The sequence below is a fragment of the Streptomyces sp. NBC_00727 genome (genome assembly GCF_045161745.1).
Lineage (GTDB): Bacteria > Actinomycetota > Actinomycetes > Streptomycetales > Streptomycetaceae > Streptomyces.
Genome location: NZ_CP108981.1, coordinates 3463616 through 3490565 on the forward strand (window position 1 = coordinate 3463616; position 26950 = coordinate 3490565).

Below are 26950 nucleotides of genomic sequence, written 5' to 3' on the forward strand. Positions count from 1 at the left end.
CGGGGGAGGCCACATTCCCCCTCGCGCCCCGCCCCGGCGCCAGCCACAGTTCCCTGCGCGGTCACGCAGCGCATCGACAGGAGAGTTCCTCGTGCCGAAGTCACGTATCCGCAAGAAGGCCGACTTCACGCCGCCTCCGGCGAAGCAGGCGACCAACATAAAGCTGACCAACCGCAGCTGGGTCGCGCCCGTAATGCTGGCGCTGTTCCTGATCGGGTTGGCCTGGATCGTCGTTTTCTACGTGACCGACGGCGACCTGCCGGTCAAGTCGCTGGGGAACTGGAACATCGTCGTCGGCTTCGGCTTCATCGCCGGCGGCTTCGGCGTCTCCACCCAGTGGAAGTAGCCCGCACGACCCGGTAGACCACACGTCGGCGCTGCCGCGCAACCCCTGCCCTGAGTTACCCACAGCGTTATCCACAGGTGGGGGAAAAGGTCAGACGATCTGTGGATAACTCTCCGGCCGTTGACGCCGGTGTGACTGCAGCCGCTCCCGCCCGGGGGCGGCACGCCCCTTGTCCCGACTGGAAAAAGCCAGCTCAGGGACAAGGGGCACAGCTGTGCCCCCACTATGCACAAGATCGGGATCACGCAGTGGAACCCTGTGGACAACTTCGGTCACAAATGGTCCACAACCGCCCTGCGGAGGATGCCGGAGGCGGCCTCTAGGTCAGGGCGGCCGTTCTGGTCACCACGATCAGGACGGTGGCCAGCAGGACCAGGGCGCAGGCCCCGAACTGCACGAGGTCACGCCTCTCGCGCGGGGCGTGCAGCATGCCGATCGCGATCAGCATTCCGGCGACCAGTCCCCCGACATGCGCCTGCCAGGCGATCCCGCCCCAGGGGTTGAAGGTGATCACCAGGTTGAGCGCGAGGATCATGAAGACCGGGCGCATGTCGTAGTTCAGCCGACGCATCAGCACGATGGTCGCGCCCAGCAGACCGAAGATGGCGCCAGAGGCTCCCAGCGAGGGCTGGTTCGGCTCCGCGAGCCAGTAGGTCAGCGCGCCGCCGGCCAGCCCTGAGAGCAGATACAGCGCCAGGTAGCGGACGCGGCCCAGCACCGCTTCGAGCGGTCCGCCCAGCCACCACAGCCCCAGCATGTTGAAGGCGATGTGCCACACCTCCTGGTGCAGGAACATCGACGTCACCAGCCGGTACCACTGGCCCTCGGCGATGCCCTCGGGCGGCCCGCCGTAGTAGAAACTGGCCCGGCCGAGCAGCACCAGCCTGTCGAGCAGCGCGTCGTTCACCCATACCGCGACGAACACCGCGACGTTGATCCCCAGCAGGATCTTGGTGATCAGCCGGGGGTCGGCCGCGACGACGCCGCCGGCCAGCGTGCGCGGCTGCGTGACGGACGCGCCGTGTCCCGTACCGGATCCCTGGCGGACGCAGTCGGGGCACTGGAAGCCGACCGATGCGCTGACCATGCACTCCGGGCAGATGGGGCGGTCGCAGCGGACGCACCGGACCGCCGTCTCGCGGTCAGGGTGGCGGTAGCAGACGGGCGGCCCCTCGACGGGCGGGCGCGGTCCGGACGCACCCGGCGGCTGCTGGTCCATCGGTCCCATGGCTTCCCGGTCCCCTCGGTCCTCGTCGTTCGGTCCTCGTCGCGGCGACGCACACGACACCGCCCCGCGTGTCCGTTCTGTCATGAGATACGGACGAGCGGGGCGGTTGGTTCCCGAACGTGAAGCCGGAGAGTGATCGAGAAGTGACGAAGGGCGCTCAGCGCTTCTCGACGGCTACGGACTCGATGACGACGTCCTGCACCGGGCGGTCGGTACGCGCGTTGGTCGCGGCGCCGGCGATGGCGTCCACCACCTCCCGGCTCTTGGAGCCCTCCACCTCACCGAAGATCGTGTGCTTGCCGGTCAGCCAGGCCGTCGGCGAGACCGTGATGAAGAACTGCGAGCCGTTGGTACCGGGGCCGGAGTTGGCCATGGCGAGCAGATAAGGCTTGGTGAAGGCGAGATCGGGGTGGAACTCGTCCGCGAACTTGTAGCCCGGACCGCCCGTGCCGTTCCCCAGCGGATCCCCGCCCTGAATCATGAAACCGCTGATCACACGGTGGAAAACGGTACCGTCGTACAGCCGGTCCGCCGTCTTCTGGCCGGTCTCGGGGTTGATCCACTCGCGCTCGCCGTTGGCGAGTTCGACGAAGTTCCTGACCGTCTTGGGAGCGTGGTTCGGCAGGAGCCGGATCTCGATGTCGCCCTGGTTGGTCTTCAAGGTGGCGTAAAGCTGCTCGGCCACGATCTGCCTTCCGTGAGTCTGCACATGTGCTCTGCGCAGCCGCGCTGCGCGTCGGCCCCGCTCCGGCAACCGGCCGGCCCCGACGCCCCGATACTCGCACGCACCGCCCCCACGGCGTCCGAGGCGAGCGCCGGTGCCCTTCCGTGCCGCCCGGCGCAACCGATGCCGCCATGCGCGTGCCGAACCTGCCGCCACGTGCGTGCCGAACCGGCGCGCGGCGGGCCGATGCGTGGCATGGTCGGCGGAAGGCTCCCCTTGCACCACATCGCCCGGGACATCCTCTGTTCGCGGTATGACCCGGATGCCCGCCCCACGTGCCCCACCGGCACCGCGCAGGCATGATCTCGAAATGGGTGGAAAGGCGGAGTACCAACCCGCCACCAAGGAGGAGGATCCCGTGACCCGCATCGACAGCGTGCGTGCCGCAACCGACTCGGCGAGGGACAGCGTGCAGCACGCCGCGGACGTGGTGGCGCCCTACGCCGACTCGGCCAAGGACCAAGCCGTTCACTATGCGCACGAGGCCCGCACGCTGCTCGCGCCGAAGGTGTCGAAGGCAGCCAAGCAGGCCCGTGTCCAGTACGGCGCGCACGTCGCCCCCCGTATCGAACTCGCTCGTACGCACGTACCCCCGAAGGTCGACGAGGTCGCGCAGCGCGCCGCGCTCGCCACCCGTCAGGCCGCCCGCAGCGCCGCGGACTACACCGTCCCGCGCATCGAGAGCGCCAGGGCCGCCGCCCAGCCGGTGGCCGAGGAAGCCGCGGCCCGCAGTGCCGCCGCGGTGGCCGCCCTGCGCGGCCAGGTCACGGCGAAGCAGATCCGCAAGCTCGCCCGGAAGCAGCAGCGGCGCGCCAGGGCCGGCAAGGCGTTCAAGGGCCTGGCCGTGACCGGCATCCTCGCGGGCGTCGGGTACGCCGTGTGGCGCTGGTGGGACAAGCAGGCCAACCCCGAGTGGCTGGTGGAGCCGCCGGCCCCCACCGAGGTCGACGACCGCGCCCCGCTCTCCTCCGTCGACGGCAGCCCGAGCGCCTCGGCGATCCTGGACCCGGAGGTCGAGGCCAAGCAGGCGGACGCCGAGGCGGCGGGCGAGGACGGCCCGGACGCCGTGGGCGGCACCGATCTGGACGACCGCCCCTGACCCGCCCCGGCCCGGGCACGGGCGCGTGAAAAGATCCCCCCTGACCCGCGTTTTCGCAGGTCAGGGGGGATCTGAAATGTGGAGCCTAGGAGATTCGAACTCCTGACATCTGCCTTGCAAAGGCAGCGCTCTACCAACTGAGCTAAGGCCCCGACAGCACGCAGCCCCGAACGCCTCGACGTTCGGGCCACCGCCGCAGAACAGAGTACCGGCTCACCCCCGTGATCCTGCAAAATTACGGGGACTCCCCGTGCGCGACCACGCTCCGTAAGATGCTGGTCGAGGTTCGCAGCAGCGAAGCTCATGCGAAGGGGAGACGCAATGGATGCAGCGCAACAAGAGGCTACGGCCAGAGCCAGAGAGCTTCAGCGCAGTTGGTACGGAGAGCCGCTGGGCGCGCTCTTCCGCCGTCTGATCGACGATCTCGGTCTCAACCAGGCGCGGCTCGCCGCGGCACTCGGGCTGTCCGCCCCCATGCTTTCCCAGCTCATGAGCGGTCAGCGCGCGAAGATCGGCAACCCGGCTGTCGTCCAGCGCGTCCAGGCACTCCAGGAACTGGCCGGTCAGGTGGCCGACGGCAGCGTCAGCGCCGGGGAGGCCACCGACCGCATGGAGGAGATCAAGAAGTCCCAGGGCGGCTCGGTGCTCTCGGCCACCGGCCAGACCACGTCGAGCGGCGGGGCGCCCACCGTGCGCCGGGTGGTCCGGGAGATCCAGTCGCTGCTGCGCTCGGTCGCGGCCGCCGGTGACATCATCGATGCGGCGGACTCCCTCGCCCCGACCCACCCGGAACTGGCAGAGTTCCTCAGGGTGTACGGGGCAGGGCGCACCGCGGAAGCGGTGGCGCACTACGAGAGCCACCAGAACTAGGGGGTGTCAGACACCCCCTAGGCCCTCGCGATACGGGGGCACGGGCCGAAACAGGAACGGGGAGCGAGCGCAGCGCCATGGGTGAGGTCTTCGCCGGACGGTACGAACTGGTCGATCCGATCGGACGCGGTGGGGTCGGTGCCGTCTGGCGCGCCTGGGACCACCGGCGCCGCCGCTACGTGGCGGCCAAGGTGCTCCAGCAGAGCGACGCGCACACCTTGCTGCGCTTCGTCCGTGAACAGGCGCTGCGCATCGAGCACCCGCATGTTCTCGCACCGGCCAGCTGGGCCGCCGACGACGACCAGGTGCTGTTCACCATGGACCTCGTCAGCGGCGGGTCGCTCGCCCATGTCATCGGCGACTACGGCCCGTTGCCCCCACGGTTCGTCTGCACCCTGCTCGACCAGCTGCTGTCCGGCCTCTCGACGGTGCACGCCGAGGGCGTCGTGCACCGGGACATCAAACCGGCCAACATCCTCATGGAGGCCACCGGCCGGGGCCGGCCGCATCTGCGGCTGTCCGACTTCGGTATCTCCATGCGCAAGGGCGAGCCCCGTCTCACCGAGACGAACTACGTGGTGGGGACGCTCGGTTACTTCGCGCCCGAGCAGATGATGGGCGCGGAACCGGACTTCCCCGCGGACCTCTTCGCGGTCGGCCTGGTCGCCCTGTATCTGCTCCAGGGCACCAAGCCCGACTCCCAGGCGCTCATCGAGCACTTCGCCGCGCACGGCACGCCGAGCGCCCCCGACGGCGTCCCGGAGCCGTTGTGGCAGGTCATCGCGGGGCTGCTGCAGCCGGACCCGCAGGACCGTTTCCGTACTGCCACGGGCGCGCGCAAGGCGCTGAACGCCGCTGTGGAGATGCTGCCCGACCCCTCGGACGCCGAGGAACCGGTGGAGGTCTTCGACCAGATCGGCCCGCTGCCCGAGGGTTTCGGACCCGAAGGCCCCCTCCCGTCCCCGGAAGTCCCCGCTCCGGCTCCGCAGTCCCCCGCTCCGCAGCCCTCGGCGCCCCAGACCAATGCGCCGGACACCGGCGGGCAGTTCGCCCCGCACCCCGGCGTACAGCAGCCGCAGCCTTACCCCTCCGCGCCCGCTTCCATGTCCGAGACGGGCAGCTTCCACCTCCCGCCGCCCGAGCCGGCCGTTCCCGCCCACCACGCCCCGCAAACCGCCGCTCCGGGTGGTGCGTACGGCTATCCGGGCCCCGCAGCGGCTGGATACTCCGCCCCCTACGGGGACCCGGCGCACGCACCGGCTCCCGGCCCGCACGACCAGGCGTTCACCCGTCCCTACACCGCCCCGCAGCCGGGGGCCCCCGTGCAGCCATCGGCGACCGCCCCGGGAACGCGTCCGGGACCGTCCCCGAAGGTGGCGGTCCCGGTCCTGCTGGTGGCGCTGGTCTGCTTCGCCGTGGGTATCTGGGCGCTGACCCAGGCCTGAGAGCTACCAGGCCTGGGGCGGTCCTCCGTACGGGTACTGCCCCCCGCCCGGGGGCGCGGCGGGTACGGCGGCCGCGCGGCGCCGCGCGATCACCGTCCACACGCCCATCCAGAGCACCAGCACGGTACCGGCGCCGATCCCGGCAGCCGCGACGAGCTTCATCGTTCCGCTGCTCGCGCTGTCGGCCGCGGCCTGCGCACCGCTCTGCCCTTCCCGCGCCGCGTCCTTGTCGCCCTGCGTCACGGCGAAGATCCCGGCGTCACCCTTGTACGGCGTCTTGGCGGCCTGTCCCTTCACGCTGATCTGGAGCGTCAGCGTGATCGGCTTGTCGCCGTACTCCTTCGCGACGGCGGGGCTCAGCGAGACGGTGAGGTAGTACCAGCCTGCGAACCTCATGCCCCTGACGTCGTCGCTGGAGTCGTTGCGGTTCTCGTACGCCACCGGTGGCAGCGGGTCGAAGGAGACGGAGGCCGGCTTTCCCGCATACGACATCGGCGACACCTCGCCGACGTGCCCCAGCGCGGGATTCTCCAGGGACATCGCCAGCGCGCTGCTGACGTACGGGTTCTTCGTGGAGGTGCTGTTGCTCAGCCCGGCCGTGGCGAAGAACTGCTGTCCCCAGTCCACCGGGACCCGGTAGAAGAGGGTCTGCCCGGGCTCGATGCGGTCCTTCCACTCCCCGGTCTCCAGACTCGTGGCGTCGTAGTAACCGGCGCCCCCTCGCCTGGTGTTGTCCGTGGCCGCGGCGGGCGGCGGCGGTGAGGCGGACGGCCAGGACGTGGGGGCGTCGGTCGGCCCGGAGGAGGGGTGCGCGAGCTCCGGCTCGGAGACGTAACGCAGCTCCAGGTCCCACTCCCCCTGGTCGGACGTCGCCTTGCTGTCCCGCTCGACGAGCACGTAATACGTTCCGGCGTCCTGGCAGTTGCCGTCCTCTTCGATCCGCCGGGAGGCGTAGGCGGCGAGGGGACGCGGGTACTCCGCGGGCCCGAACATGGTGTCCTGCGAGCTGCATTCGGCGTCCGAGCTGTCCCGGATGCTCACCGTGAAGCCGTCCGCGTACGACACCTTGCCGGCGCCCTTCGGCACGACCACGGCGGAGACATACGCGTTCGTCTTCGCGTCCAGGTTCAGCCGGTAGTAAAGCTTCTGCGTGCCCGAGATCGCGCTCTTGTAGACGGTGTCGGGCTTCAGCGCCACGGCGTCGGCGCTGACCTCCGCACCGGTGACCGACTCGGCGTCCGGATCGAAGGTGTACGTGCCGGCTTCGCCCGCCGCGTACGCCTGCCCGGGCAGCGCCGCCACCGCGAACACCGCCGCCACCGCCGCGAGCGCCCCCCGCATCCTGCTGCGCCGCCTCATCACGCGCTTCCCCTCGTCATCCGGGCGGCTGCCGCGCGGCGGCCGCGTACATATACGAACACGGCCAGAACCACGGCCATGGCGGCGGCCCCCGCGCCCGCGGCCGCAACGACCGCCCATCCTGCCCCTCCCGTACCGCCGCTGTCTGCGAAGGCGGCCGAATCGCCCCCGTTGTCCGCACCGGAGCCCCGGTCGCCGTCGGCGTTCCCGCCCGGCGTCCCCGTAACCGCCGGGGCGTCCCGGCCCGGCCCGGAGCGTTCCTCGCCGAGCACCGCGACGCGCAGCACCACACCGATCTCCGGGTTCTCCGCGATCTCCGCGGCGCGGGCGCCCAGGGTCACCGAGATGTAGAAGTCGCCCCCGACGTGCACCGGCTGGACCTCGGACCGGCTCTCGTAGCGGTTGGTCCAGGCGACCGGGACGCCGCCCATCCGGAGTTCCGCGGGGCGGCCGTCGTACATCGTGCTCGCCCGGAATCCACCGCCCCCGCCGAGCGGGAAGCGGGCCGGGGTGTAGAGCCGGCTGGCACCGTACGAGTAGGTGGAGCCGGGCCGGTCGACCGTGGGCTCGTTCGCGAACTCCACGCCGTACACGACCTGCTGGCCCCAGCCCGCCGGGACCTTGTACCAGAGCGTCTGCGACGGCAGGATCCGGTCGCGCCACACTCCCCGGCCGAGCTCCCGCGCGTCGTTGAATCCGGTGCCGCCCCGCACGTCGCGCGGGTCACCGGTGGGCAGCGTGGCGCTCCCGCCCTCGCCGTACTCCGCCTCCGACTGGGCGGGCGTCACACCGTCCGCCAGCGCCTCCTCGACCCCGAACACCAGCTCCAGCGGCCAACGGGCCGCGTCGGAGCCCTTCTTGCTCGCCCGCTCCACCACGAGCAGGTAGCGCCCCGCGCGGTCGCAGGCACGGCCGCCGTCCGGTGAGGGGATGCGGGCGACGGCGGCCGTCAGCGGAACCGCGCCCTCCTTCTGCGAGAAGCTCTCGGTGTCCGTGGCGCAGTACCCGTGTCCGGCCTGCTCGATCCTGGTGGTGAGCGCGTCGAACGTGTCGACGGCCGCCCCCGGCTGCGGGACCGCCGTCGCGGCGAAGTCCGCCGTGGAGGCGTCGCCGAGGTCCACCGCGTAGTACCGCTTCTCGCCCGGCCCGATGGTGTCGAGATACTGACCGGGCGCGAGTACGGGTGCCCGGTCGGCGGTGGCCGCACTGGTCACCCGGCGGCCCTTCAGCCGGTAGCCGTCCGCGGAGAGCTGGGCGGCTCGCTGGAGCTGACGGGCCAGCGCATCGGCGTCCGGCGCGTCGTAGTAGCGGCCGTTGCCCGCGTGTGCGATGCACTCCAGCTGCTCGCGGGCGGGGCCCTTCACCTGGAAGCCGACGGTGTCGATCCGCAGCCCGAGCTCTTCCCCGCCGAGCTGTTCGGCAACCTCGCAGGGCTCCGGTGCACCGCAGTTGTCCTCGCCGTCCGAGACGAGCAGGATCGTGCGCGTGCCGATGGCGCCGTCCGCCGGCTCCGGCAGATCGTCGGCCGCCTTGCGGAGCGAGAGCCCGATGGGGGTGTCGCCCCGGGGCCGCACCGCCCCGACCGCCCGCTTCAGCGCGCCCCGGTCCAGCTTGCGCACCGGCTGGACGAGCCTGGTGTCCGTGCAGCCGCGCGGCCTGTCGGCGCCGTAGACCCTCAGCCCGGTCGGAAATCCTTCCGGCAGCCCGTCCACCACCGTGGAGACCGCCGCACGGGCGCTCTCCATCCGGGTGTGCCCGGTGCCGTCGTCGTCCCCCATGGAGCCGGAGGAGTCGAGCACCATCACCAGGCTGCCGTGCCCACCGGACCGCGCGGCCGCCGGTGCCCCCTGGGCGTCCGCCGGTCCCGCCAGGGCCGGCAGCACGCTCGCCACCAGGGCGAACAGTGCCCCGCCGATCAATGTCCCCGTCCGCACACCGCCGCGGTGATGACCTGTCCCCACCCGTGCCCCCCTCGACCGGACCGCCATACTCTTTGCTCAAGCAAGCTATTGATTTGCTTGAGTGAACTCAAGAGCACAGCTGTCACGGTCCCGCAACAGCACGAAGCCCCGGCCGCGTCAGCGACCGGGGCTCGTATCAGGCTGTTCCGTCTCAGACACCCGAACCTGCGGGCACGGAGTCGGTCGCCTCCGTCCACAGATCCTGCTCGGCGCGATCCGCCTGGATCTGGCGGTACACGAGGAGCCCGCCGATGGCGGCCAGTGCGACCAGGAGAAGCTTCTTCACCGCGCGACCTCGTCTTTCGTTGGCGTAGGGGACTTCTGCCGCCCGACTATACACACCGGCCGATATCGGCCGGTGACCTCCCCGCAACCCAATTGGCGCCTGTGGAAGTGCGGTCGGCGCCGCCCTGTGCGTACCGGTACGACCGCCGCGCGAGCCGCCTCCCGGAAGCCGGTGGCGGCCGGTTGAACCATAAGAGTGGTGTTCATCTGAAGATCGGCGCTTGCGCGGCGTCGGTCCACGAAATCGCGGGCCGGATCCACATCATCGGAAAGGTAAGCAAACCGGACCACCCGAAAGTGAGGGGCCATGAGTACCTTCAAGGCCAAGAGCATCTGGACCGCCTTCATCACCGCCTTCTTCGCCCTCCTCGCCTCCCTGGGCCTCGCGGGTTCCACCGCCGCCGCCGCCGCGGAAACCACGACCACGAACACGGAGCCGGCGGCGACGACCCAGGAGCACACCCCCGCGGCCCGCGCAACCGCGACCGGTCCTTCGGTGCGATGGACCCTTCCGCGTGACCGGGCCCTGCCGCCGACGATGAAGCAGCGCATCCGGGCCGAGGCCCACGGCTCCTCACCCGCCACCCGGCACCTGTCGTCCGACGCGAAGAACACCGTGAACACCACCGGTACCGCCCGCACCTCACACGGCACCACGGCGCAGGACGCCTCGCTCCTCCCACCGTGACAGCGCCGCCGCTGATCCCCTGAGCCCCCGGGCCGGTACACACCGGACGGGGGCTTTCCCGTGCGCCCGCGCCCGGTACACACCGGACGGGAGCTTTCCCGTGCGCCCGCGCATCCACACACACCGAATGAGTAGGTGAACTCACGCCCGGAAGACCGCTCGCCGCAAGGGCTCGTCGCGACGTTCTGGGACCCCGGATTCGTCGGGTCCGGCCTTTCCTCCCGACCGGCGGGCTCGTCGTCAGCGCCCTGGTCCAGTCGTTCGTCATCGGCGCGCTCACCGAGACACCGCACGGCCGCCTGCGCCGCACGGCCACGAGATGACACCGCATTCTCGGGACGCCGTCCCGGAACGGCGAAAGCCCCCCACCGTTACCGGTGAGGGGCCTTCGTGCTGGTGGGGCTAACAGGATTTGAACCTGTGGCCTCATCCTTATCAGGGATGCGCTCTAACCAACTGAGCTATAGCCCCGCCGCGCTTTTGCGTCGCGCTGACTTCTGAAGATTAGCGCACGTCGGGGCCAGTCCCAAAATCGATACCTGCCGGGCTACTCGTCCTCGGCCAGCGTGAGCTCGACACCGCCCACGAAACCGGCCGACAGGTTGTAGATGAAGGCGCCCAGCGTCGCCAGCGCGGTGGCCAGGACCACGTCGATCACCGCGATGACCGAGGTGAAGACGAGGACCCTCGGCAGCGACAGGAACGCCTGCAGGTCGAAACCGTTGCCCTCGTTCGAACCGGTCGCCTCGCTGATGGTGCCGCCCACGGTGGAGAAGACGCCCATCGCGTCCATCACCATCCACAGGACCGCCGACGCCACCACCGTGCAGATGCCGAGCGCGATGGACAGCAGGAAGCTGACCTTCATCACCGACCACGGATCGGCCTTGGCGACGCGCAGACGCGCCTTGCGGGTACGCGGAGTGGTCCGCGCCCCCGTCCGCGGCTTACGGGCCGTCTGCGCCGGCCCCATGCCCTGCTGCTGGCCGCCGTAGGTACGGCCGCCGCCCTCGGTCCCGCCCGGCGGCGAGGGGTACGCCTGCGGCGGGTGGTACGGGCCCGCCTGGCCCGGTGCGGGTTCCCGCTCACCGGGCAGCGGCCCGGTCGCGTAACCCTCGTATTGGGGCTGAGGGCCCCGGGTATCCGTCACAGTGCCCCCTTGGGAGTCCGTGGCGGGGCCACGGGCACCGTTACCTCCCGCTCCGGAAGCGGCCGAACCGGCGCCCGTGGCTCCACTCACGCTCTACTCCTCGTGCTCCCCGGTCGAGGACGACGTGTCCTCGACATTGCTGTCGACCGTGCTGCCGGCGTCCGCCTCGGCCGTGGTGGCCTCGGCTGCCGCGGTCGTCCCGCCTTCGGCGTCGGTGTCGACGGAGTCGTCGACCTCTGCGGCCTCGCGGCCCGCCTCGGCGTTGCGAGCGATGCCTACGACGGCGTCGCGCTTGCCCAGATTGATCAGTTGGACGCCCATGGTGTCACGGCCCGTCTCCCTGACTTCGTTGACTCGCGTACGAATCACACCACCGCCGAGCGTGATGGCGAGGATCTCGTCGGTCTCCTCGACCACCAGCGCGCCGACCAGCGAGCCCCGGTCCTCCACGATCTTGGCGGCCTTGATTCCGAGGCCGCCCCGACCCTGGACTCGGTACTCGTCGACCGCGGTCCGCTTCGCGTACCCGCCGTCGGTGGCAGTGAACACGAAGGTACCGGGCCTGACGACATTCATCGACAGCAGTTCGTCTCCTTCGCGGAAACTCATGCCCTTCACGCCCGATGTCGCGCGGCCCATCGGACGCAGCGCCTCGTCCGTGGCGGTGAACCGGATCGACTGCGCCTTCCTGCTGATGAGCAGCAGATCGTCCTCGGATGAGACCAGTTCGGCGCCGATCAGCTCGTCGTCGGAGCCATCCGCCGTCTCACGCAGGTTGATGGCGATCACACCGCCGGAGCGCGGGGAGTCGTAGTCCTTCAGCGCGGTCTTCTTCACCAGGCCGCCCTTGGTGGCCAGGATCAGGTACGGCGCCGCGTCGTAGTCGCGGATCGCCAGGATCTGCGCGATCCGCTCGTCCGGCTGGAAGGCCAGCAGGTTCGCGACGTGCTGGCCGCGCGCGTCCCGGCCGGCGTCCGGCAGCTCGTACGCCTTGGCGCGGTAGACCCGGCCCTTGTTGGTGAAGAACAGCAGCCAGTGGTGCGTCGTCGACACGAAGAAGTGGTCGACGATGTCGTCTTCCTTGAGCTTCGTGCCCCGAACGCCCTTGCCGCCGCGCTTCTGCGAGCGGTAGTCGTCCGTCTTCGTGCGCTTCACATAGCCGCCGCGGGAGATCGTGACGACGATGTCCTCCTCGGCGATCAGGTCCTCGATGGACATGTCACCGTCGAAGGGCACCAGCTTGGAGCGCCGGTCGTCGCCGAACTTGTCGACGATCGCCGCCAGCTCCTCGCTGACGATCTGCCGCTGCCGCACGGGCGAGGCCAGGATCTCGTTGTACTCGTTGATCTTCGCCTGGAGCTCGTCGTGCTCGGCGGTGATCTTCTGGTGCTCCAGCGCGGCCAGCCGGCGCAGCTGCATCTCCAGGATCGCGTTCGCCTGGATGTCGTCGATCTCCAGCAGGCCCATCAGGCCCTCCCGCGCGATCTCCACGGTGTTGCTGCGCCGGATGAGGGCGATGACCTCGTCGATGGCGTCCAGGGCCTTCAGCAGGCCGCGCAGGATGTGCGCGCGCTCCTCCGCCTTGCGCAGGCGGAACTGCGTGCGCCGGACGATGACCTCGATCTGGTGCGTCACCCAGTGGCGGATGAACGCGTCGATCGACAGGGTGCGCGGCACCCCGTCCACCAGCGCCAGCATGTTGGCGCCGAAGTTCGACTGCAGGTCGGTGTGCTTGTACAGGTTGTTCAGTACGACCTTGGCGACCGCGTCCCGCTTCAGTACGACGACGAGGCGCTGGCCCGTACGCGAGGAGGTCTCGTCGCGCACGTCGGCGATGCCGCCGATCTTGCCGTCCTTCACGAGGTCGGCGATCTTCTGCGCGAGGTTGTCGGGGTTGGTCTGGTACGGAAGCTCCGTGACGACCAGGCACTGGCGGTTCTGGATCTCCTCGACCGCCACGACCGCGCGCATCGTGATCGAGCCGCGTCCCGTGCGGTACGCCTCCTCGATGCCCTTGCGGCCCACGACCAGCGCGCCGGTCGGGAAGTCCGGGCCCTTGATCCGCTCGATCAGGGCCTCCAGGAGCTCCTCCTGCGAGGCCTCCGGGTTCTCCAGGTACCACTGCGCGCCGGCCGCGACCTCGCGCAGGTTGTGCGGCGGGATGTTGGTCGCCATGCCGACCGCGATGCCCGCGGAACCGTTGACCAGCAGGTTCGGGAAGCGCGCCGGCAGGACCGTCGGCTCCTGGTTGCGGCCGTCGTAGTTGTCCTGGAAGTCGACGGTCTCCTCGTCGATGTCCCGGACCATCTCCATGGACAGCGGCATCATCTTGCACTCGGTGTACCGCATGGCGGCGGCCGGGTCGTTGCCCGGGGAACCGAAGTTGCCGTTGGAGTCCACCAGCGGCATGCGCATCGACCAGTGCTGCGCCAGGCGGACCAGGGCGTCGTAGATCGAGGAGTCGCCGTGCGGGTGGTACGTACCCATGACGTCACCGACGACGCGGGCGCACTTGTAGAAGCCCTTCTCGGGCCGGTAGCCGCCGTCGTACATCGCGTACAGCACCCGGCGGTGGACGGGCTTGAGGCCGTCCCGTACGTCGGGGAGCGCACGCGAGACGATAACGGACATCGCGTAGTCGAGGTAGGAGCGCTGCATCTCCGTCTCGAGCCCGACGGGCTCGACACGCATACCCACGCCCTCGACGGGCGGAACCTCTTCGGGCGTCACGGGGACAGGGTTGTTCTCGTCGGCCATTGCTGGTCAAAGTCCTTTCGCGCTGCGGCTTGCTTGTACGGCCGACTCAGATGTCGAGGAAGCGGACGTCCTTGGCGTTGCGCTGGATGAACGAGCGCCGCGCCTCGACGTCCTCACCCATGAGCACCGAGAACAGGTCGTCGGCCTGCGCCGCGTCGTCGAGCGTGACCTGGCCGAGCACCCGGTGGTCGACGTCCATCGTGGTGACGCGCAGCTCCTCGGCGTTCATCTCGCCGAGACCCTTGAAGCGCTGGATCGAGTCTTCCCTGATCCGCTTGCCGTTCTGCTTGCCGAGTGCGACCAGGGCGTCGCGCTCGCGGTCCGAGTACGCGTACTCGAAGTCCTCGCGGCCCCACTTGATCTTGTACAGCGGGGGACGCGACAGGTAGACGTGGCCGGCCTCGACCAGCGGGCGCATGAAGCGGAACAGGAACGTCAGCAGCAGGGTGTTGATGTGCTGGCCGTCGACGTCGGCGTCCGCCATCAGGATGATCTTGTGATAGCGGAGCTTCTCGATGTCGAAGTCCTCGTGGACCCCGGTGCCGAACGCCGAGATCAGCGCCTGGACCTCGGTGTTCTGCAGGATCTTGTCGACCCTGGCCTTCTCGACGTTCAGGATCTTGCCGCGGATGGGCAGGATCGCCTGGTACATCGGGTTGCGGCCGGACTTGGCCGAACCACCGGCGGAGTCACCCTCGACGATGAAGATCTCGCACTTGGTGGGGTCGTTCGACTGGCAGTCACTGAGCTTGCCGGGGAGCGAGGCGCTCTCCAGCAGGCCCTTGCGCCGGGTCAGGTCGCGCGCCTTGCGGGCCGCCACACGGGCGGTCGAGGCGGCGATGCCCTTGCGGATGATGTCGGCCGCCTCGTTGGGGTTGCGGTCGAACCAGTCCGTCAGCTGCTCGTGGACGACCTTCTGCACGAAGGTCTTGGCCTCCGTGTTGCCCAGCTTGGTCTTCGTCTGGCCCTCGAACTGCGGCTCGCCCAGCTTCACCGAGATGATCGCCGTCAAACCCTCGCGGACGTCCTCGCCGGTGAGGTTGTCGTCCTTCTCGCGCAGCAGCTTCTTGTCGCGCGCGTACCGGTTGACCAGCGAGGTCAGCGCGGCACGGAAGCCTTCCTCGTGCGTACCGCCCTCATGCGTGTGGATCGCGTTGGCGAAGGAGTAGACGCCCTCGCTGTACTGCGTGTTCCACTGCATGGCGATCTCGGCCGAGAGGAGCCGGTCCTTGTCCTCGGCCGCGATGTCGATCACCGACTGGTGGATGACATCGCCCTTCCGGGAGTTGAGGTACTTGACGAAGTCGACGATGCCGTTCTCGTAGTGGTACGTGACCGTGCGGGTCGTCTCCTCCTCGGGGACGTCCACCGCCTCGGCGCTGTCCGCGCCGGCTGTCGCCTTCGCCGACTCGCGCTCGTCGGTCAGCTTGAGGGTGAGGCCCTTGTTGAGGAAGGCCATCTCCTGGAAGCGGCGCGAGAGCGTCTCGAAGGAGTACTCGGTCGTCTCGAAGATGTCGCCGTCGGCCCAGAAGGTGACGCTGGTGCCGGTCTCGTCGGTGGCCTCGTTACGCGCCAGCGGGGCGGTCGGGACACCGAACTTGTAGTCCTGGGTCCAGCGGTAGCCGTCCGTCCTCACCTCGACGGCCACCCGCGTGGACAGGGCGTTGACGACGGAGACGCCGACGCCGTGCAGACCACCGGAGACGGCGTAGCCGCCGCCGCCGAACTTGCCGCCCGCGTGCAGGACGGTGAGCACGACCTCGACGGCCGGCTTGCCCTCGGACGGCACGATGCCGACCGGGATACCGCGGCCGTTGTCGATCACACGCACCCCGCCGTCGGCGAGGATCGTGACGTCGATGGAGTCCGCGTGCCCGGCCATGGCCTCGTCGACGGAGTTGTCGACGACCTCTTGCACGAGGTGGTGGAGACCGCGCTCACCGGTCGAGCCGATGTACATGCCAGGTCGCTTGCGGACCGCGTCCAGACCCTCCAGCACGGTGATCGCACTGGCGTCGTACGAGGCCTTCGCCTCGGCCATGGCGGGAGCGGCGTCGCCCTCGCCCTGGGTGGACGGAATGTTCTCGTTGGGGTTGCCGGAATCGGCCACGAAGCGCCCTTTCTGGCACAGCACAGGCCGTTCTCCGGGCAGGCGGGAGCGGCTGCGTCGTTCGGCTTGTATCGACGACTCCCGCCAGACGCGGGATTGTTCATCAGTCTACCGGTAGCGACGACCCGAATGGGGGTTTGCGGGCACCTGAGTCCGCATGTGCCGCCCTGAATGAGCGGCTGACGACTCCCCATATCCGGGAAGGGGCCTCAGGAGGCTCACGAGGGCGTTGAGCGCTTCGGCCTGTCAGCCTCCCACTACGGTGAGGGACGTCCGCTCACCGCCACCTGGTTTCAACCACCACGTAATCGCGGTCCGAAGCGCCCGGAACACGGTGAGTACACCGGCGAGCGAGCGCCCATGGATACGGAAAGCCCAGGTCAGGCCGGGTCAGCCATAGGTATCGCCCGGGCCCGTGCTTCCGGGGGCCCGCAGCGGGCCGAACCGGCGCGGGGGGCCACCCGGCCCCAGCACCTTGATCATCCGCACCGTGCCGTTGCCCAGGTCCGCGTTGAGCCGGGCCACCAGCTGGGGGGCGAGCAGCCGCAGCTGTGTCGCCCACACCGTCGAATCGCACTGCACCGTCAGCACGCGCTGGTCCGGTTCCTCGTCGTACCGCACCGGTACGCAGTGGAGGGCGAGGTCGTCACCGACGATCTGCGGCCAGCGGCCCATCACCCCGCCCACCGCGGCCGGGGTCTCCCAGCCGCGTTCGGTGATCAGCCGGTTGATGGCCGCGCCCAGCGGCAGCGGATCACGGCCGTCCGCCCGCGCCCCGGAGCGCAGCCCGCCGCCTCGCCTCGCCTGCCTCTTCTGCTGCGCCGCCGCGCCGCGGGCCCGTGCCTGCTCCTTCGCCGCGCGCAGGGCCACCCGCGCCAGGTCCACGCCGGACGGCTCCGCCGGTTTCGCCCGGTCGCCGTCCGGGGCCTTCCCCTCGCCGTCGCCGCTCACACCCGCTCCACCTCACCGGCGCTCACCGCGTACCGCGTCCCCGCGAGCACTCCGGGCACGTCGTCGTCCACCGCGGCGGTGACCAGCACCTGCTCGGCCGGTGCCACCAGCTCCGCCAGCCGCTCCCGGCGGCGCGCGTCCAGCTCGGCGAAGACGTCGTCCAGCACTAGCACCGGTTCGTTCCCCTCGCCGCGCAGCAGCTCGTACGAGGCCAGCCTCAGCGCCAGCGCGTACGACCAGGACTCCCCGTGGCTCGCGTACCCCTTGGCGGGCATCGATCTCAGGCCCAGCACCAGGTCGTCGCGGTGCGGGCCGACCAGCGTCACTCCGCGTTCGATCTCCTGCTTTCGGACGCCGGCCAGGGCCTCGACGATCTGGGCGTACAGCTCCTCGCGCGTGCGCGCGGGGCCCGCTTCGGCGCCGACGGAGCTGCGGTAGTCCAGCGTCACAGGCCCTCCGCCCGGCGCCACGTCCCCGTACGCCTTGTCGGTCAGGGGCTGGAGCGTGGCGATCAGGTCCAGGCGCTGGGCCAGCAGCTCCGCGCCGACTCCGGCCAGATGCTGGTCCCACACGTCGAGCGTGGACAGGTCCATTGAGCGGCCGCCGTGCCTGCGGGCCATCGCCGCGGACTTCAGCAGGGTGTTCCGCTGCTTCAGCACCCGCTCGTAGTCGGAGCGCACCCCGGCCATCCGGGGCGACCGCGCGGTGACCAGCTCGTCCAGGAACCGCCGCCGCTCGCCGGGGTCGCCCTTCACCAGGGCCAGGTCCTCCGGCGCGAACAGCACCGTCCGCACGATGCCGAGCACGTCACGCGGTCTGACCTGCGAGGACCTGTTGATGCGGGCGCGGTTGGCCCGGCCCGGGTTGAGCTCGAGCTCGACCAGCTGTGAGCGTTCGCCCTGGGTGACGGCCGCCCTGATCACGGCGCGCTCGGCGCCCATCCGTACGAGCGGGGCGTCGGAGGAGACGCGGTGACTGCCGAGCGCGGCGAGATAGCCGACGGCCTCGACGAGGTTCGTCTTGCCCTGGCCGTTGGCCCCCACGAACGCGGTGACGCCCGGGTCGAGAGGCACCTCGACCCGGGCGTACGAGCGGAAGTCGGCCAGCGACAGATGCGTGACGTGCATGATGTGCGCCGACCTTCCCGGCTTCCTGCTTCGTGCTCCGGCGGGCGGGAGGGGCGGCCCCTCCCGCTCCCCGTTGCGGGTTACTTCTTGTTCTCGACCGCGTGACCGCCGAACTGGTTGCGCAGCGCGGCGATCATCTTCATCTGCGGGGAGTCGTCCTGGCGCGAGGCGAAACGCGCGAAGAGCGACGCGGTGATCGCGGGCAGCGGAACGGCGTTGTCGATCGCGGCCTCCACCGTCCAGCGGCCCTCGCCCGAGTCGGCGGCGTAGCCGCGGAGCTGGTCGAGGTGCTCGTCGTCGTCCAGGGCGTTGACCGCCAGGTCGAGCAGCCAGGAACGGATGACCGTGCCCTCCTGCCAGGAGCGGAAGACCTCGCGCACGTCGGTGACGGAGTCGACCTTCTCCAGGAGCTCCCAGCCCTCGGCGTAGGCCTGCATCATGGCGTACTCGATGCCGTTGTGGACCATCTTCGCGAAGTGGCCGGCACCGACCTTGCCCGCGTGGACCGAGCCGAAGTCGCCCTCGGGCTTGAGCGCGTCGAAGATCGGCTGGACCTTCGCCACGTCCTCGGCGTCGCCGCCGTACATGAGCGCGTAGCCGTTCTCCAGGCCCCAGACGCCGCCGGAGACGCCGCAGTCGACGAAGCCGATGCCCTTGCGGCGCAGCTCCTCCCCGTGCTTCTCGTCGTCGGTCCAGCGGCTGTTCCCGCCGTCCACGACGATGTCGCCGGGCGAGAGCAGCTCGGCCAGCTCGTCGACCGTGGACTGGGTCGCGGCTCCGGCCGGGACCATCACCCACACGACCCGGGGACCCTTGAGCTTGCCCACAAGCTCTTCCAGGCTGTGGACATCGGCGAGATCCGGGTTGCGGTCGTAACCGATGACGGTGTGGCCTGCGCGGCGGATGCGCTCGCGCATGTTGCCGCCCATCTTGCCGAGGCCGACGAGACCGAGCTCCATCAGAGATTCCTTAGCGTTGTGCCGATTCGTACCCAAGTCCGAGCCTACGCCCGGAAGGGGACAGGACGCCGGGCGTGCTCGGCGCTGAACACGCCCGTCGGGCCCCGCCGGGGCGGGGCCGGGGGAGGTCAGCCGGAGAGGCGGACCGGCATGATCAGGTACTTGTACGCGTCGTCCGCCTCGGCGTCCACGGCCGGGCGGCCGCTGAGCAGCGCCGGCTTGGTGGAGGTCGTGAAGGAGAGCTGGGCGACCGGGGAGTCGATGGCGCTCAGGCCGTCGAGCAGGAAGGTCGGGTTGAAGGCGATCGAGATGTCGTCGCCCTCCAGCACGGCGTCGACCCTTTCCACAGCCTGTGCGTCGTCGCTGGAGCCCGCTTCCAGGATCAGGACGCCCTGCTCGAAGGTCAGCCGGACCGGGGTGTTGCGTTCGGCCACCAGGGCGACGCGCTTGACGGCCTCGACGAAGGGGGCGGTCTCGATCACGGCGACCGAGTTGAACTCGGTGGGGAAGAGCGTCCGGTACTTCGGCAGGTCGCCTTCGAGCAGTCGGGTGGTCGTACGCCGTCCGGCGCCCTCGAAACCGATGAGCCCCTCGCCCGCGCCGGAGCCGGAGAGCGCCAAGGTGACCGTGTCACCGCTGGTGAGGGCCTTGGCGGTGTCCAGCAGCGTCTTGGCGGGCACCAGCGCGACGGCGGAGGCCTCCGGGTCCTCCGGCTTCCACAGGAACTCGCGGACCGCGAAGCGGTAGCGGTCGGTGGAGGCGAGGGTGACGGTGTCGCCCTCGATCTCGATGCGCACACCGGTCAGGACGGGCAGCGTGTCGTCGCGGCCGGCGGCGATGGCGACCTGGGAGGCGGCGGAGGCGAAGACCTCACCGGGCACGGTGCCGGTCGCGGTCGGCATCTGCGGCAGTGCCGGGTACTCCTCCACAGGAAGGGTGTGGAGTGTGAATCGCGAGGAGCCGCAGGAGACGGTCGCCCGTACACCGTCTGTGGAAATCTCCACCGGCCGGTTGGGAAGTGCGCGGCAGATGTCGGCGAGCAGCCGGCCGGAGACGAGGACGGTGCCGTCCTCCTCGACCTCGGCCTCCACCGAGACCCGCGCCGAGACCTCGTAGTCGAAGCTGGAGAAGCTGAGCGCTCCGTCCTCGGCCTTCAGCAGAAGGCCCGCGAGAACGGGCGCCGGCGGACGGGCCGGAAGGCTGCGGGCCACCCAGGCCACCGCCTCCGCGAGTACATCGCGCTCCACCCGGATCTTCACCGGAACCGCCTCCTGCTGTTCTCGCCCTGCTGGCCTTCGTCGTCTGGTCGGGTCGCTCCGCCGAAGACGGGGAGGACGCCGGGGACCAGTCTGACGCACCGCACCGACACTCGGTGCTGCTCGGGGTCAAATCGCGGCGGGAGCCCCGGAGCGCTCCGAGGCCGAGTTGTGCACAGGCCCCACTTCGAAACGGATTCCGGGCTAACTATGAGTGGTGGTAGTAGTAGGGCCTGTGGAAACCGTGGATAACCCCGTTTTCGCAGGTCAGGGCCCGTTTTTTATCCACCGGCCCTGTGGGTGGCACCGGTGGACAACCCGGGCTTTCTGTGGATACCCGGAAGTTGTGCACAACCCGTACACAGGAGAGGGGAGTTTCTCCCCAGGTCTGTCCCCAGCTTTAGCCCCGTTCCCCACAGGCCGACCCCGCCTCTTGGTGTGACGCCTTTCACTCGGGGCGGTGACAGGGACTGTTGTGTTGCCGAACAGTGGACAGCGGTGTGGAGAAGCGGCCCCCCGCTGGGGAAAACAGCCCCAGACCTGTGGGCAGTCGGTGGACAACGCGGCGAGGCCCCTGTGGACGAAAATCTTGTCCACAGCCTGTGGATCATCGTTGACCACAAATCCCCAGCCCTCTGAGCTGCCCTGATGCCCTCCCGGTGGTTCTGCCTGTGGATGCAGTATGGACAACTTTTGGATCCCCAGGCTGTGGAGGGAAAAAAGTGCCCGGATCTGTGGAGAACACCCGTGTCCTCCCAACTAATCGAACAGGCCGGGGCCTCCGGGAGAGGCCGCGGTGGACGGCCGGCCGCTGTCCGAAGCCGTTGTGAGGGGTTGCGAGCTGCTTTTCGGGGAACGCAGAAGGGCGCTGTGCGGACTCCTGACGAGTCCGCACAGCGCCCTCGAGGTACGCGTGCGGGAGTCGGCGCGGGGCGCCGTCAGCCGTTCTTGATGCGGTTGGTGAGCTCGGTGACCTGGTTGTAGATCGAGCGCCGCTCGGCCATCAGAGCCCGGATCTTGCGGTCCGCGTGCATCACCGTCGTGTGGTCCCGGCCGCCGAACTGCGCACCGATCTTCGGCAGGGAGAGGTCGGTCAGCTCGCGACACAGGTACATGGCGATCTGCCGGGCCGTCACCAGCACGCGGCTGCGCGACGATCCGCAGAGGTCTTCGACCGTCAGCCCGAAGTAGTCCGCGGTCGCCGCCATGATGGCGGTCGCCGTGATCTCGGGAGCCGTGTCCTCGCCGCCCGGGATCAGATCCTTCAGCACGATCTCCGTGAGCCCCAGGTCCACGGGCTGGCGGTTGAGGCTGGCGAAGGCCGTGACCCGGATGAGAGCGCCCTCCAGCTCACGGATGTTGCGCGAGATGCGGGAGGCGATGAACTCCAGCACCTCCGGAGGGGCGTTGAGCTGCTCCTGCACCGCCTTCTTGCGCAGGATCGCGATGCGGGTCTCCAGCTCGGGGGGCTGTACGTCGGTGGTCAGCCCCCACTCGAAACGATTCCGCAGCCGGTCCTCCAGAGTGACCAGTTGCTTCGGCGGCCGGTCGGAGGAGAGCACGATCTGCTTGTTGGCGTTGTGGAGCGTATTGAAGGTGTGGAAGAACTCCTCCTGGGTCGACTCCTTGCTCGCCAGGAACTGGATGTCGTCGACGAGCAGGATGTCGACATCGCGGTACCGCTTGCGGAAGGTGTCGCCCTTGCCGTCACGGATCGAGTTGATGAACTCGTTGGTGAACTCCTCGGAGCTCACGTACCGCACCCGGGTCCCCGGATACAGACTCCGCGCGTAGTGCCCGATGGCGTGCAGCAGATGGGTCTTGCCGAGCCCCGACTCCCCGTAGACGAACAGGGGGTTGTACGCCTTCGCGGGCGCCTCGGCCACTGCGACGGCCGCGGCGTGCGCGAAGCGGTTCGAGGCCCCGATGACGAAGGTGTCGAAGAGGTACTTCGGGTTCAGCCGGGCGTGCGGCTCGCCGGGGCCGGGGGCCGGTGCGGGCTGGGCGCCCATCGGCCCGTGGGCTCCTCCGCCGGGCCTCCCGGTGCCGGCGCCCGTGCGGTGCTGCGGCTCCGGGAGCTCGTGGCGCTCGGGGCGGGAGCGCTCGGTGTGCTGGGGCTGGTACCCCTGGCGCTCGGGCGGCTGCTGACGGTAGTCGTGCTGCGGGGAGCGGCCGCCGTACGGCTCGCGCCACTGGTCGGCAGACGGCTCGCGGTCCTGGAATCCGCCGAGCCGGGGCTGCTGCCAGGACAGGTCCTCCTGGGTGCGCGGCCAGGCGCCGGGCTCCGGGCGCTGCTGCTGGTAGTCCGGGTAGGCGGGCCGCGCGGTCGGCATGCCGTCGTCCGAGGGCCGGGCCCCGTAGTTCTCGTACGCGTCGCCGGGCCGGTCCTCGTCGTGCCGATGGCCCTGGTAGCGGTGGGGCGGCTGCGGCGACTGGTGCATGGGGGGCGCCGGAGGACCGGCCGGCTCACCCGCGGAGTCGTCGACGGTGATCGCGATCCGGATGGGGCGCCCGCACTCGCGGCTCAGCGTCTCGCTGATGAGGGGGGCGAGGCGGCCCTCGAGGACGCGCTTGCCCCATTCATTGGGGACGGCGAGCAGTGCGGTGTCGGCTACCAGGGCGAGCGGCTGACAGCGTTCGATCCACTGCTTGTCCTTGGGCTCGATGCCCTGCTGCCCCTCCCCGAGGAGCTGCTCCAGCACTCGCGGCCACACTGCGGCAAGATCGGCAGGTACGTCAGCCACAAGGCACGCTCTCTCGCTGGTCCCACGAATGTGTGGTTCTCGGGACGGTATGGGTCGGGGTGGGTGAGGACCGGCAGGCGGGAAGAAAAAGAACCGGGGTTCAGCCACGGTAGTCAGCCCGACCCGCGTGGTTCAAGTCGTTGTCCACAGGCTGTGCACAATGGGGGGCCCGACAGGGTCGGTTTGACCGGATGGCGTAGCCGCGCGTACCGTGACCAGGTCGAGTTGTCGATGGCTGCTGCCGCCTGCCTCCGATGGGCAAAGATCACGATCTGTGATCGTGAAGCGGTGCACTAGAGCGTTTACGCGAGTCTCTCGTGGGCGCACGGTGACAGCCAGGCGATGTCCCGCCAACACACGAGTCTTTTCTGGAGCCCCCGAGTGAGCAAGCGCACCTTCCAGCCGAACAATCGTCGTCGCGCGAAGACCCACGGCTTCCGGCTGCGGATGCGCACCCGTGCCGGCCGCGCGATTCTCGCGTCCCGCCGCAGCAAGGGTCGCGCCAGCCTGTCCGCCTGATCGCGTACAGGTCGTCATGACGTGCTGCCTTCCGAGAATCGGCTGAGGCGGCGCGAGGACTTCGCGACCGCAGTACGACGAGGACGCCGGGCCGGTCGCCCGCTCCTCGTCGTCCATCTACGAAGCGGTGCAACCGGCCCGCACGTGACTGGGGAGAACGTTCCCCCGCCGCGTGCGGGTTTCGTTGTCAGCAAAGCCGTGGGTGGTGCGGTCGTCCGCACAGCGGTGAAGCGCAGGCTTCGCCACCTGGTCCGAGAACGACTCGCCCTGCTGCCCCCCGGTAGCCTGGTTGTCGTACGAGCGTTGCCCGGAGCGGGCGACGCCGGCCATGAACAGCTGGCCCGAGACCTGGACGCCGCGTTGCAGCGGCTGCTGGGAGGGGGCGTGCGATGAAGTACCCGCTGCTGGCTCTCATCAAGCTGTACCAGTGGACAATCAGCCCCCTTCTCGGGCCTGTCTGTCGTTACTACCCGTCGTGTTCCCACTATGGATATACGGCGATCGACCGGCACGGAGCGATCAAGGGAACGGCGCTGACGGCCTGGCGCATCCTGCGATGCAATCCGTGGTCACCCGGCGGCGTGGACTACGTACCACCACGCAAACGTCCGCGTTGGCACGAAATGCTGCGCAGCGCGCTACGCGGCAGCAAGGGCGGGGACTCCGCCGCTGACGTGCCTCCCGGGGGCTCGGCCACCGAGCTCCCGAGTTCGGCCGCAGAGACTTCGCCCAATGCTCAAGGAGCCTGATTAGTGGACACGATTGCCAGTCTGTTCAGCTTCATCACCTGGCCCGTCTCCTGGGTCATCGTCCAGTTCCACAAGTTGTACGGGGCGATCTTCGGCCCCGACACGGGATGGGCCTGGGGCCTGTCCATCGTGTCCCTCGTGGTGCTCATCCGCATCTGTCTGATCCCGCTGTTCGTCAAGCAGATCAAGTCGACGCGGAACATGCAGCTGCTCCAGCCGAAGATGAAGGCGATCCAGGAGCGCTACAAGAGCGACAAACAGCGTCAGTCCGAAGAGATGATGAAGCTGTACAAGGAGACGGGTACCAACCCGCTCTCCTCGTGCTTGCCGATCATCGCGCAGTCGCCGTTCTTCTTCGCGCTGTACCACGTACTCTCCGCGATCGCCTCGAACAAGAAGATCGGCGTCATCGACCAGTCGCTGCTGGACAGCGCCCGTCAGGCCCACATCTTCGGCGCTCCGCTGGCTGCCAAGTTCATGGACAGCGCGGAGAAGGTCGACGCCCTCGGCGCTTCGCTGACCGACGTCCGGGTCGTCACCGCGATCATGATCGTGATGATGTCGGCCTCGCAGTTCTTCACGCAGCGCCAGCTGATGACGAAGAACGTCGACCTCACGGTCAAGACGCCGTACATGCAGCAGCAGAAGATGCTGATGTACATCTTCCCGCTGATCTTCGCGGTCATGGGTATCAACTTCCCCGTCGGTGTCCTCGTCTACTGGCTGACCACCAACGTCTGGACCATGGGTCAGCAGATGTACGTGATCAACCAGAACCCGACGCCGGGCAGCAAGGCCCAGGAGCAGTACCTCGGACGGCTTCTGAAGAGCGTCACCGCGCACGGCGAGGTCCGCGGCCGGACCCGGCGCAACACCGTCAAGCGGATCGTGGCCAAGGGCCCGGACCGCAATGACATCGAGCGGAAGTTCGTGGTCGCACTTGCCAAGCTCGGGCTCGCTCCGCAGGAGGACGGCACGGTGGTCAAGAGTGACACCGCCGTCGCCGAAGCGGAGGGTGGCGCTTCGCAGCGACGCCAGCAGCCCAAGCGGCAGACGAAGTCGCAGCGCCACACCGGTGCGGCCCAGCAGGGTGGAGCCAAGGACGGCGACTCCGATGAGTCGGAGCCCAAGACCTCCCTGCAGAAGAGCACAGCTCGGGACGACAAGTCGAAGCCGGCGGGCAAGACCGCGTCCGGCTCCTCACGCCAAGCCAAGTCCGGACAGCGCAAGGGCCCGCAGCGGCCCAAGCACCCGTCCAAGAAGTAAGAAGGAGTCCATCCGTGACGGAAGGCACCACCTCCACGGCCGCTGAGGGCAGCGACACCTTGACCCGCCTCGAGCAGGAAGGGGAGATCGCAGCGGACTACCTCGAGGGCCTGCTCGACATCGCCGACCTCGACGGTGACATCGACATGGACGTCGAGGCGGACCGGGCCGCGGTCTCGATCATCAGCGAATCGGCGCGCGATCTGCAGAAGCTCGTGGGGCGCGACGGCGAGGTCCTGGAGGCGCTCCAGGAGCTGACGCGGCTCGCCGTGCACCGGGAGACCGGCGACCGGAGCCGTCTGATGCTGGACATCGCCGGGTTCCGGGCCAAGAAGCGCACGGAGCTCGCCGAGCTGGGTGCCGAGGCGGCGGACAAGGTCAAGAGCACCGGTGAGCCGGTGAAGCTGGACCCGATGACGCCGTTCGAGCGCAAGGTCGTGCATGACGCGGTCGCGGCCGCGGGCCTGCGCAGCGAATCGGAGGGCGAGGAGCCGCAGCGCTTCGTCGTCGTCCTGCCGGCCTGACCGGCTCCTTACCTGTCGGCCCCGTCTGTTCGCAGACGGGGCCGATCTTTGTCAGCCTGATAGACAGCCACCATGGTGCGGTAGTGCGGTATGGAAGGACGGTCCCCCGTGACGGAGGAAGTAGCGCTTCCCCAGGCGCCCGACGAGGCCCGGGAAGTGTTCGGTGAGTGCTTTCCCGAGGCTGTCCGGTACGCGGAACTGCTGGCGGACGCGGGGGTCACGCGCGGGCTGATCGGTCCGCGTGAGGTTCCGCGTCTGTGGCAGAGGCACCTGCTGAACTGTGCGGTGCTCTCCGAGGTGGTTCCCAAGGGGGTCACGGTCTGCGACGTGGGTTCGGGGGCCGGACTACCGGGGATTCCCCTGGCGCTGGTGCGCCCAGACCTGAAGATCACCCTGCTGGAACCGCTGCTGCGCCGGACGAACTTCCTCCAGGAGGTCGTCGAGCTCCTGGGGCTCGACCATGTGACGGTCGTCCGCGGCCGGGCCGAGGAGGTCCTCGGCTCCCTCCAGCCGGTGCACGTGGTGACCGCTCGGGCGGTTGCCCCGCTGGACCGGCTGGCCGGCTGGGGCGTGCCCCTGCTGCGGCCGTACGGCGAGATGCTCGCGCTCAAGGGAGACACCGCCGAGGAAGAGATCAGCGGCGCACGTGCGGCGCTCAGCAAACTCGGTGTGGTGGACACCGAGGTGCTGCACGTCGGCGAGGGCGTGGTCGACCCGATGTCCACCGTGGTGCGCGTGGTGGTCGGTGAGAGCCCGGGGGGTGTGAGGTTCGCCGCAAAGCGAGCCAAGGCCGCGCGGACCAGCCGGACGCGTCGTCGCCGCTGAGCCGGACG

24 protein-coding genes and 2 tRNA genes are annotated in these 26950 nt (G+C 69.4%); 11 read left to right on the top strand and 15 right to left on the bottom strand.

Annotation, left to right across the window (positions count from 1 at the left end; genetic code table 11):
• Nucleotides 1-91: 91 nt before the first annotated feature.
• Entirely contained in the window at nucleotides 92-346 is a 255-nt protein-coding gene (crgA, locus tag OG242_RS15630; protein WP_093707936.1) for a cell division protein CrgA, read from the top strand.
• 319 nt (nucleotides 347-665) lie between these two features.
• Here crgA and OG242_RS15635 read toward each other — a convergent pair whose 3' ends face one another.
• Together OG242_RS15635 and OG242_RS15640 are read right to left on the bottom strand one after the other, a co-directional pair.
• Complete coding sequence (locus tag OG242_RS15635; RefSeq protein ID WP_405901624.1) at nucleotides 666-1565, bottom strand: rhomboid family intramembrane serine protease; 900 nt, start codon at nucleotides 1563-1565, stop codon at nucleotides 666-668.
• A 166-nt stretch (nucleotides 1566-1731) separates the two neighbouring features.
• The gene (locus tag OG242_RS15640; protein ID WP_405898747.1) at nucleotides 1732-2259 is read right to left on the bottom strand and encodes a peptidylprolyl isomerase; all 528 of its coding nucleotides are present in this window, start codon (nucleotides 2257-2259) and stop codon (nucleotides 1732-1734) included.
• Nucleotides 2260-2656: 397 nt separating this feature from the next.
• Between OG242_RS15640 and OG242_RS15645 the strand changes: the two genes are divergently transcribed.
• Complete coding sequence (locus OG242_RS15645; RefSeq protein WP_405898748.1) at nucleotides 2657-3397, top strand: DUF5324 family protein; 741 nt, start codon at nucleotides 2657-2659, stop codon at nucleotides 3395-3397.
• A 79-nt stretch (nucleotides 3398-3476) separates the two neighbouring features.
• On the opposite strand, the gene OG242_RS15650 is transcribed toward OG242_RS15645, so the two are convergent.
• Nucleotides 3477-3549: transfer RNA gene (locus OG242_RS15650), tRNA-Ala, on the bottom strand.
• 169 nt (nucleotides 3550-3718) lie between these two features.
• Here OG242_RS15650 and OG242_RS15655 point away from each other — a divergent pair.
• Both OG242_RS15655 and OG242_RS15660 read left to right on the top strand, forming a co-directional pair.
• On the top strand, nucleotides 3719-4267 hold the full coding sequence (locus tag OG242_RS15655) for a DNA-binding protein (RefSeq protein ID WP_405898749.1): 549 nt from the start codon (nucleotides 3719-3721) through the stop codon (nucleotides 4265-4267).
• Between the two features lie 77 nt (nucleotides 4268-4344).
• On the top strand, nucleotides 4345-5712 hold the full coding sequence (locus OG242_RS15660) for a serine/threonine protein kinase (RefSeq protein WP_405898750.1): 1368 nt from the start codon (nucleotides 4345-4347) through the stop codon (nucleotides 5710-5712).
• A 3-nt stretch (nucleotides 5713-5715) separates the two neighbouring features.
• On the opposite strand, the gene OG242_RS15665 is transcribed toward OG242_RS15660, so the two are convergent.
• The 3 genes from OG242_RS15665 to OG242_RS15675 all read right to left on the bottom strand — a co-directional run bounded on the left by OG242_RS15665 (nucleotide 5716) and on the right by OG242_RS15675 (nucleotide 9318).
• Nucleotides 5716-7053 (bottom strand): hypothetical protein, encoded by a 1338-nt coding sequence (locus OG242_RS15665; protein WP_405901625.1) that lies wholly within the window; start codon nucleotides 7051-7053, stop codon nucleotides 5716-5718.
• Nucleotides 7054-7070: 17 nt separating this feature from the next.
• Nucleotides 7071-8990 carry a vWA domain-containing protein gene (locus OG242_RS15670; protein WP_405901626.1) on the bottom strand — a complete coding sequence of 640 codons (1920 nt, stop codon included), beginning with the start codon at nucleotides 8988-8990 and terminating at the stop codon, nucleotides 7071-7073.
• A gap of 193 nt (nucleotides 8991-9183) precedes the next feature.
• Nucleotides 9184-9318, bottom strand: coding sequence for a DLW-39 family protein (locus tag OG242_RS15675; RefSeq protein ID WP_003958712.1), 135 nt, complete (start codon nucleotides 9316-9318; stop codon nucleotides 9184-9186).
• A 306-nt stretch (nucleotides 9319-9624) separates the two neighbouring features.
• Between OG242_RS15675 and OG242_RS15680 the strand changes: the two genes are divergently transcribed.
• A complete protein-coding gene (locus tag OG242_RS15680) occupies nucleotides 9625-10005 on the top strand; it encodes a DUF6344 domain-containing protein (protein WP_405898751.1) in 381 nt (126 codons plus the stop codon).
• 394 nt (nucleotides 10006-10399) lie between these two features.
• Here the strand turns inward: OG242_RS15680 and OG242_RS15685 are convergent.
• The 9 genes from OG242_RS15685 to dnaA form a co-directional block, all read right to left on the bottom strand.
• A tRNA-Ile gene (locus OG242_RS15685) sits at nucleotides 10400-10476 on the bottom strand.
• A gap of 76 nt (nucleotides 10477-10552) precedes the next feature.
• Nucleotides 10553-11155, bottom strand: a complete 603-nt coding sequence (locus tag OG242_RS15690) for a DUF3566 domain-containing protein (protein ID WP_405898752.1) — start codon at nucleotides 11153-11155, stop codon at nucleotides 10553-10555.
• Nucleotides 11156-11248: 93 nt separating this feature from the next.
• Nucleotides 11249-13912: a DNA gyrase subunit A gene (gyrA, locus tag OG242_RS15695; protein WP_405898753.1), complete on the bottom strand. Its 2664-nt coding sequence runs from the start codon at nucleotides 13910-13912 to the stop codon at nucleotides 11249-11251.
• A gap of 46 nt (nucleotides 13913-13958) precedes the next feature.
• Nucleotides 13959-16046: a DNA topoisomerase (ATP-hydrolyzing) subunit B gene (gene gyrB / locus OG242_RS15700; protein ID WP_405898754.1), complete on the bottom strand. Its 2088-nt coding sequence runs from the start codon at nucleotides 16044-16046 to the stop codon at nucleotides 13959-13961.
• A gap of 366 nt (nucleotides 16047-16412) precedes the next feature.
• Entirely contained in the window at nucleotides 16413-16973 is a 561-nt protein-coding gene (locus OG242_RS15705; protein WP_405898755.1) for a DUF721 domain-containing protein, read from the bottom strand.
• On the bottom strand, nucleotides 16970-18100 hold the full coding sequence (gene recF, locus OG242_RS15710) for a DNA replication/repair protein RecF (protein WP_405898756.1): 1131 nt from the start codon (nucleotides 18098-18100) through the stop codon (nucleotides 16970-16972). The genes OG242_RS15705 and recF overlap by 4 nt, the downstream gene beginning before the upstream one ends.
• 80 nt (nucleotides 18101-18180) lie before the next feature.
• Nucleotides 18181-19059, bottom strand: a complete 879-nt coding sequence (gene gnd / locus OG242_RS15715; protein WP_405898757.1) for a phosphogluconate dehydrogenase (NAD(+)-dependent, decarboxylating) — start codon at nucleotides 19057-19059, stop codon at nucleotides 18181-18183.
• A 128-nt stretch (nucleotides 19060-19187) separates the two neighbouring features.
• Nucleotides 19188-20318, bottom strand: coding sequence for a DNA polymerase III subunit beta (gene dnaN, locus OG242_RS15720; protein ID WP_405898758.1), 1131 nt, complete (start codon nucleotides 20316-20318; stop codon nucleotides 19188-19190).
• Between the two features lie 935 nt (nucleotides 20319-21253).
• Nucleotides 21254-23059 carry a chromosomal replication initiator protein DnaA gene (dnaA, locus tag OG242_RS15725; RefSeq protein WP_405898759.1) on the bottom strand — a complete coding sequence of 602 codons (1806 nt, stop codon included), beginning with the start codon at nucleotides 23057-23059 and terminating at the stop codon, nucleotides 21254-21256.
• Between the two features lie 381 nt (nucleotides 23060-23440).
• Between dnaA and rpmH the strand changes: the two genes are divergently transcribed.
• The 6 genes from rpmH to rsmG all read left to right on the top strand — a co-directional run bounded on the left by rpmH (nucleotide 23441) and on the right by rsmG (nucleotide 26942).
• Nucleotides 23441-23578 carry a 50S ribosomal protein L34 gene (rpmH, locus tag OG242_RS15730; RefSeq protein WP_006348049.1) on the top strand — a complete coding sequence of 46 codons (138 nt, stop codon included), beginning with the start codon at nucleotides 23441-23443 and terminating at the stop codon, nucleotides 23576-23578.
• Nucleotides 23579-23599: 21 nt separating this feature from the next.
• On the top strand, nucleotides 23600-23971 hold the full coding sequence (rnpA, locus tag OG242_RS15735; protein ID WP_405898760.1) for a ribonuclease P protein component: 372 nt from the start codon (nucleotides 23600-23602) through the stop codon (nucleotides 23969-23971).
• Nucleotides 23968-24327, top strand: a complete 360-nt coding sequence (gene yidD / locus OG242_RS15740; protein ID WP_405898761.1) for a membrane protein insertion efficiency factor YidD — start codon at nucleotides 23968-23970, stop codon at nucleotides 24325-24327. The genes rnpA and yidD overlap by 4 nt, the downstream gene beginning before the upstream one ends.
• Nucleotides 24328-24330: 3 nt before the next feature.
• Nucleotides 24331-25593 (top strand): membrane protein insertase YidC, encoded by a 1263-nt coding sequence (gene yidC, locus OG242_RS15745; protein WP_405898762.1) that lies wholly within the window; start codon nucleotides 24331-24333, stop codon nucleotides 25591-25593.
• A 14-nt stretch (nucleotides 25594-25607) separates the two neighbouring features.
• Nucleotides 25608-26117, top strand: coding sequence for a R3H domain-containing nucleic acid-binding protein (locus OG242_RS15750; protein WP_018522088.1), 510 nt, complete (start codon nucleotides 25608-25610; stop codon nucleotides 26115-26117).
• A gap of 108 nt (nucleotides 26118-26225) precedes the next feature.
• Nucleotides 26226-26942 (top strand): 16S rRNA (guanine(527)-N(7))-methyltransferase RsmG, encoded by a 717-nt coding sequence (gene rsmG / locus OG242_RS15755; protein WP_405898763.1) that lies wholly within the window; start codon nucleotides 26226-26228, stop codon nucleotides 26940-26942.
• The last annotated feature ends 8 nt before the right edge of the window (nucleotides 26943-26950 follow it).

Excerpts from the sequence above, each read along its gene's own strand:
- yidD (WP_405898761.1), top strand. The coding sequence starts at position 23,968 with ATGAAGTACCCGCTGCTGGCTCTCATCAAGCTGTACCAGTGGACAATC.
- OG242_RS15665 (WP_405901625.1), bottom strand. The coding sequence starts at position 7,053 with ATGCGGGGGGCGCTCGCGGCGGTGGCGGCGGTGTTCGCGGTGGCGGCG.
- OG242_RS15635 (WP_405901624.1), bottom strand. The coding sequence starts at position 1,565 with ATGGACCAGCAGCCGCCGGGTGCGTCCGGACCGCGCCCGCCCGTCGAG.
- OG242_RS15655 (WP_405898749.1), top strand. The coding sequence starts at position 3,719 with ATGGATGCAGCGCAACAAGAGGCTACGGCCAGAGCCAGAGAGCTTCAG.
- recF (WP_405898756.1), bottom strand. The coding sequence starts at position 18,100 with ATGCACGTCACGCATCTGTCGCTGGCCGACTTCCGCTCGTACGCCCGG.
- gnd (WP_405898757.1), bottom strand. The coding sequence starts at position 19,059 with ATGGAGCTCGGTCTCGTCGGCCTCGGCAAGATGGGCGGCAACATGCGC.
- OG242_RS15680 (WP_405898751.1), top strand. The coding sequence starts at position 9,625 with ATGAGTACCTTCAAGGCCAAGAGCATCTGGACCGCCTTCATCACCGCC.
- OG242_RS15660 (WP_405898750.1), top strand. The coding sequence starts at position 4,345 with ATGGGTGAGGTCTTCGCCGGACGGTACGAACTGGTCGATCCGATCGGA.
- gyrA (WP_405898753.1), bottom strand. The coding sequence starts at position 13,912 with ATGGCCGACGAGAACAACCCTGTCCCCGTGACGCCCGAAGAGGTTCCG.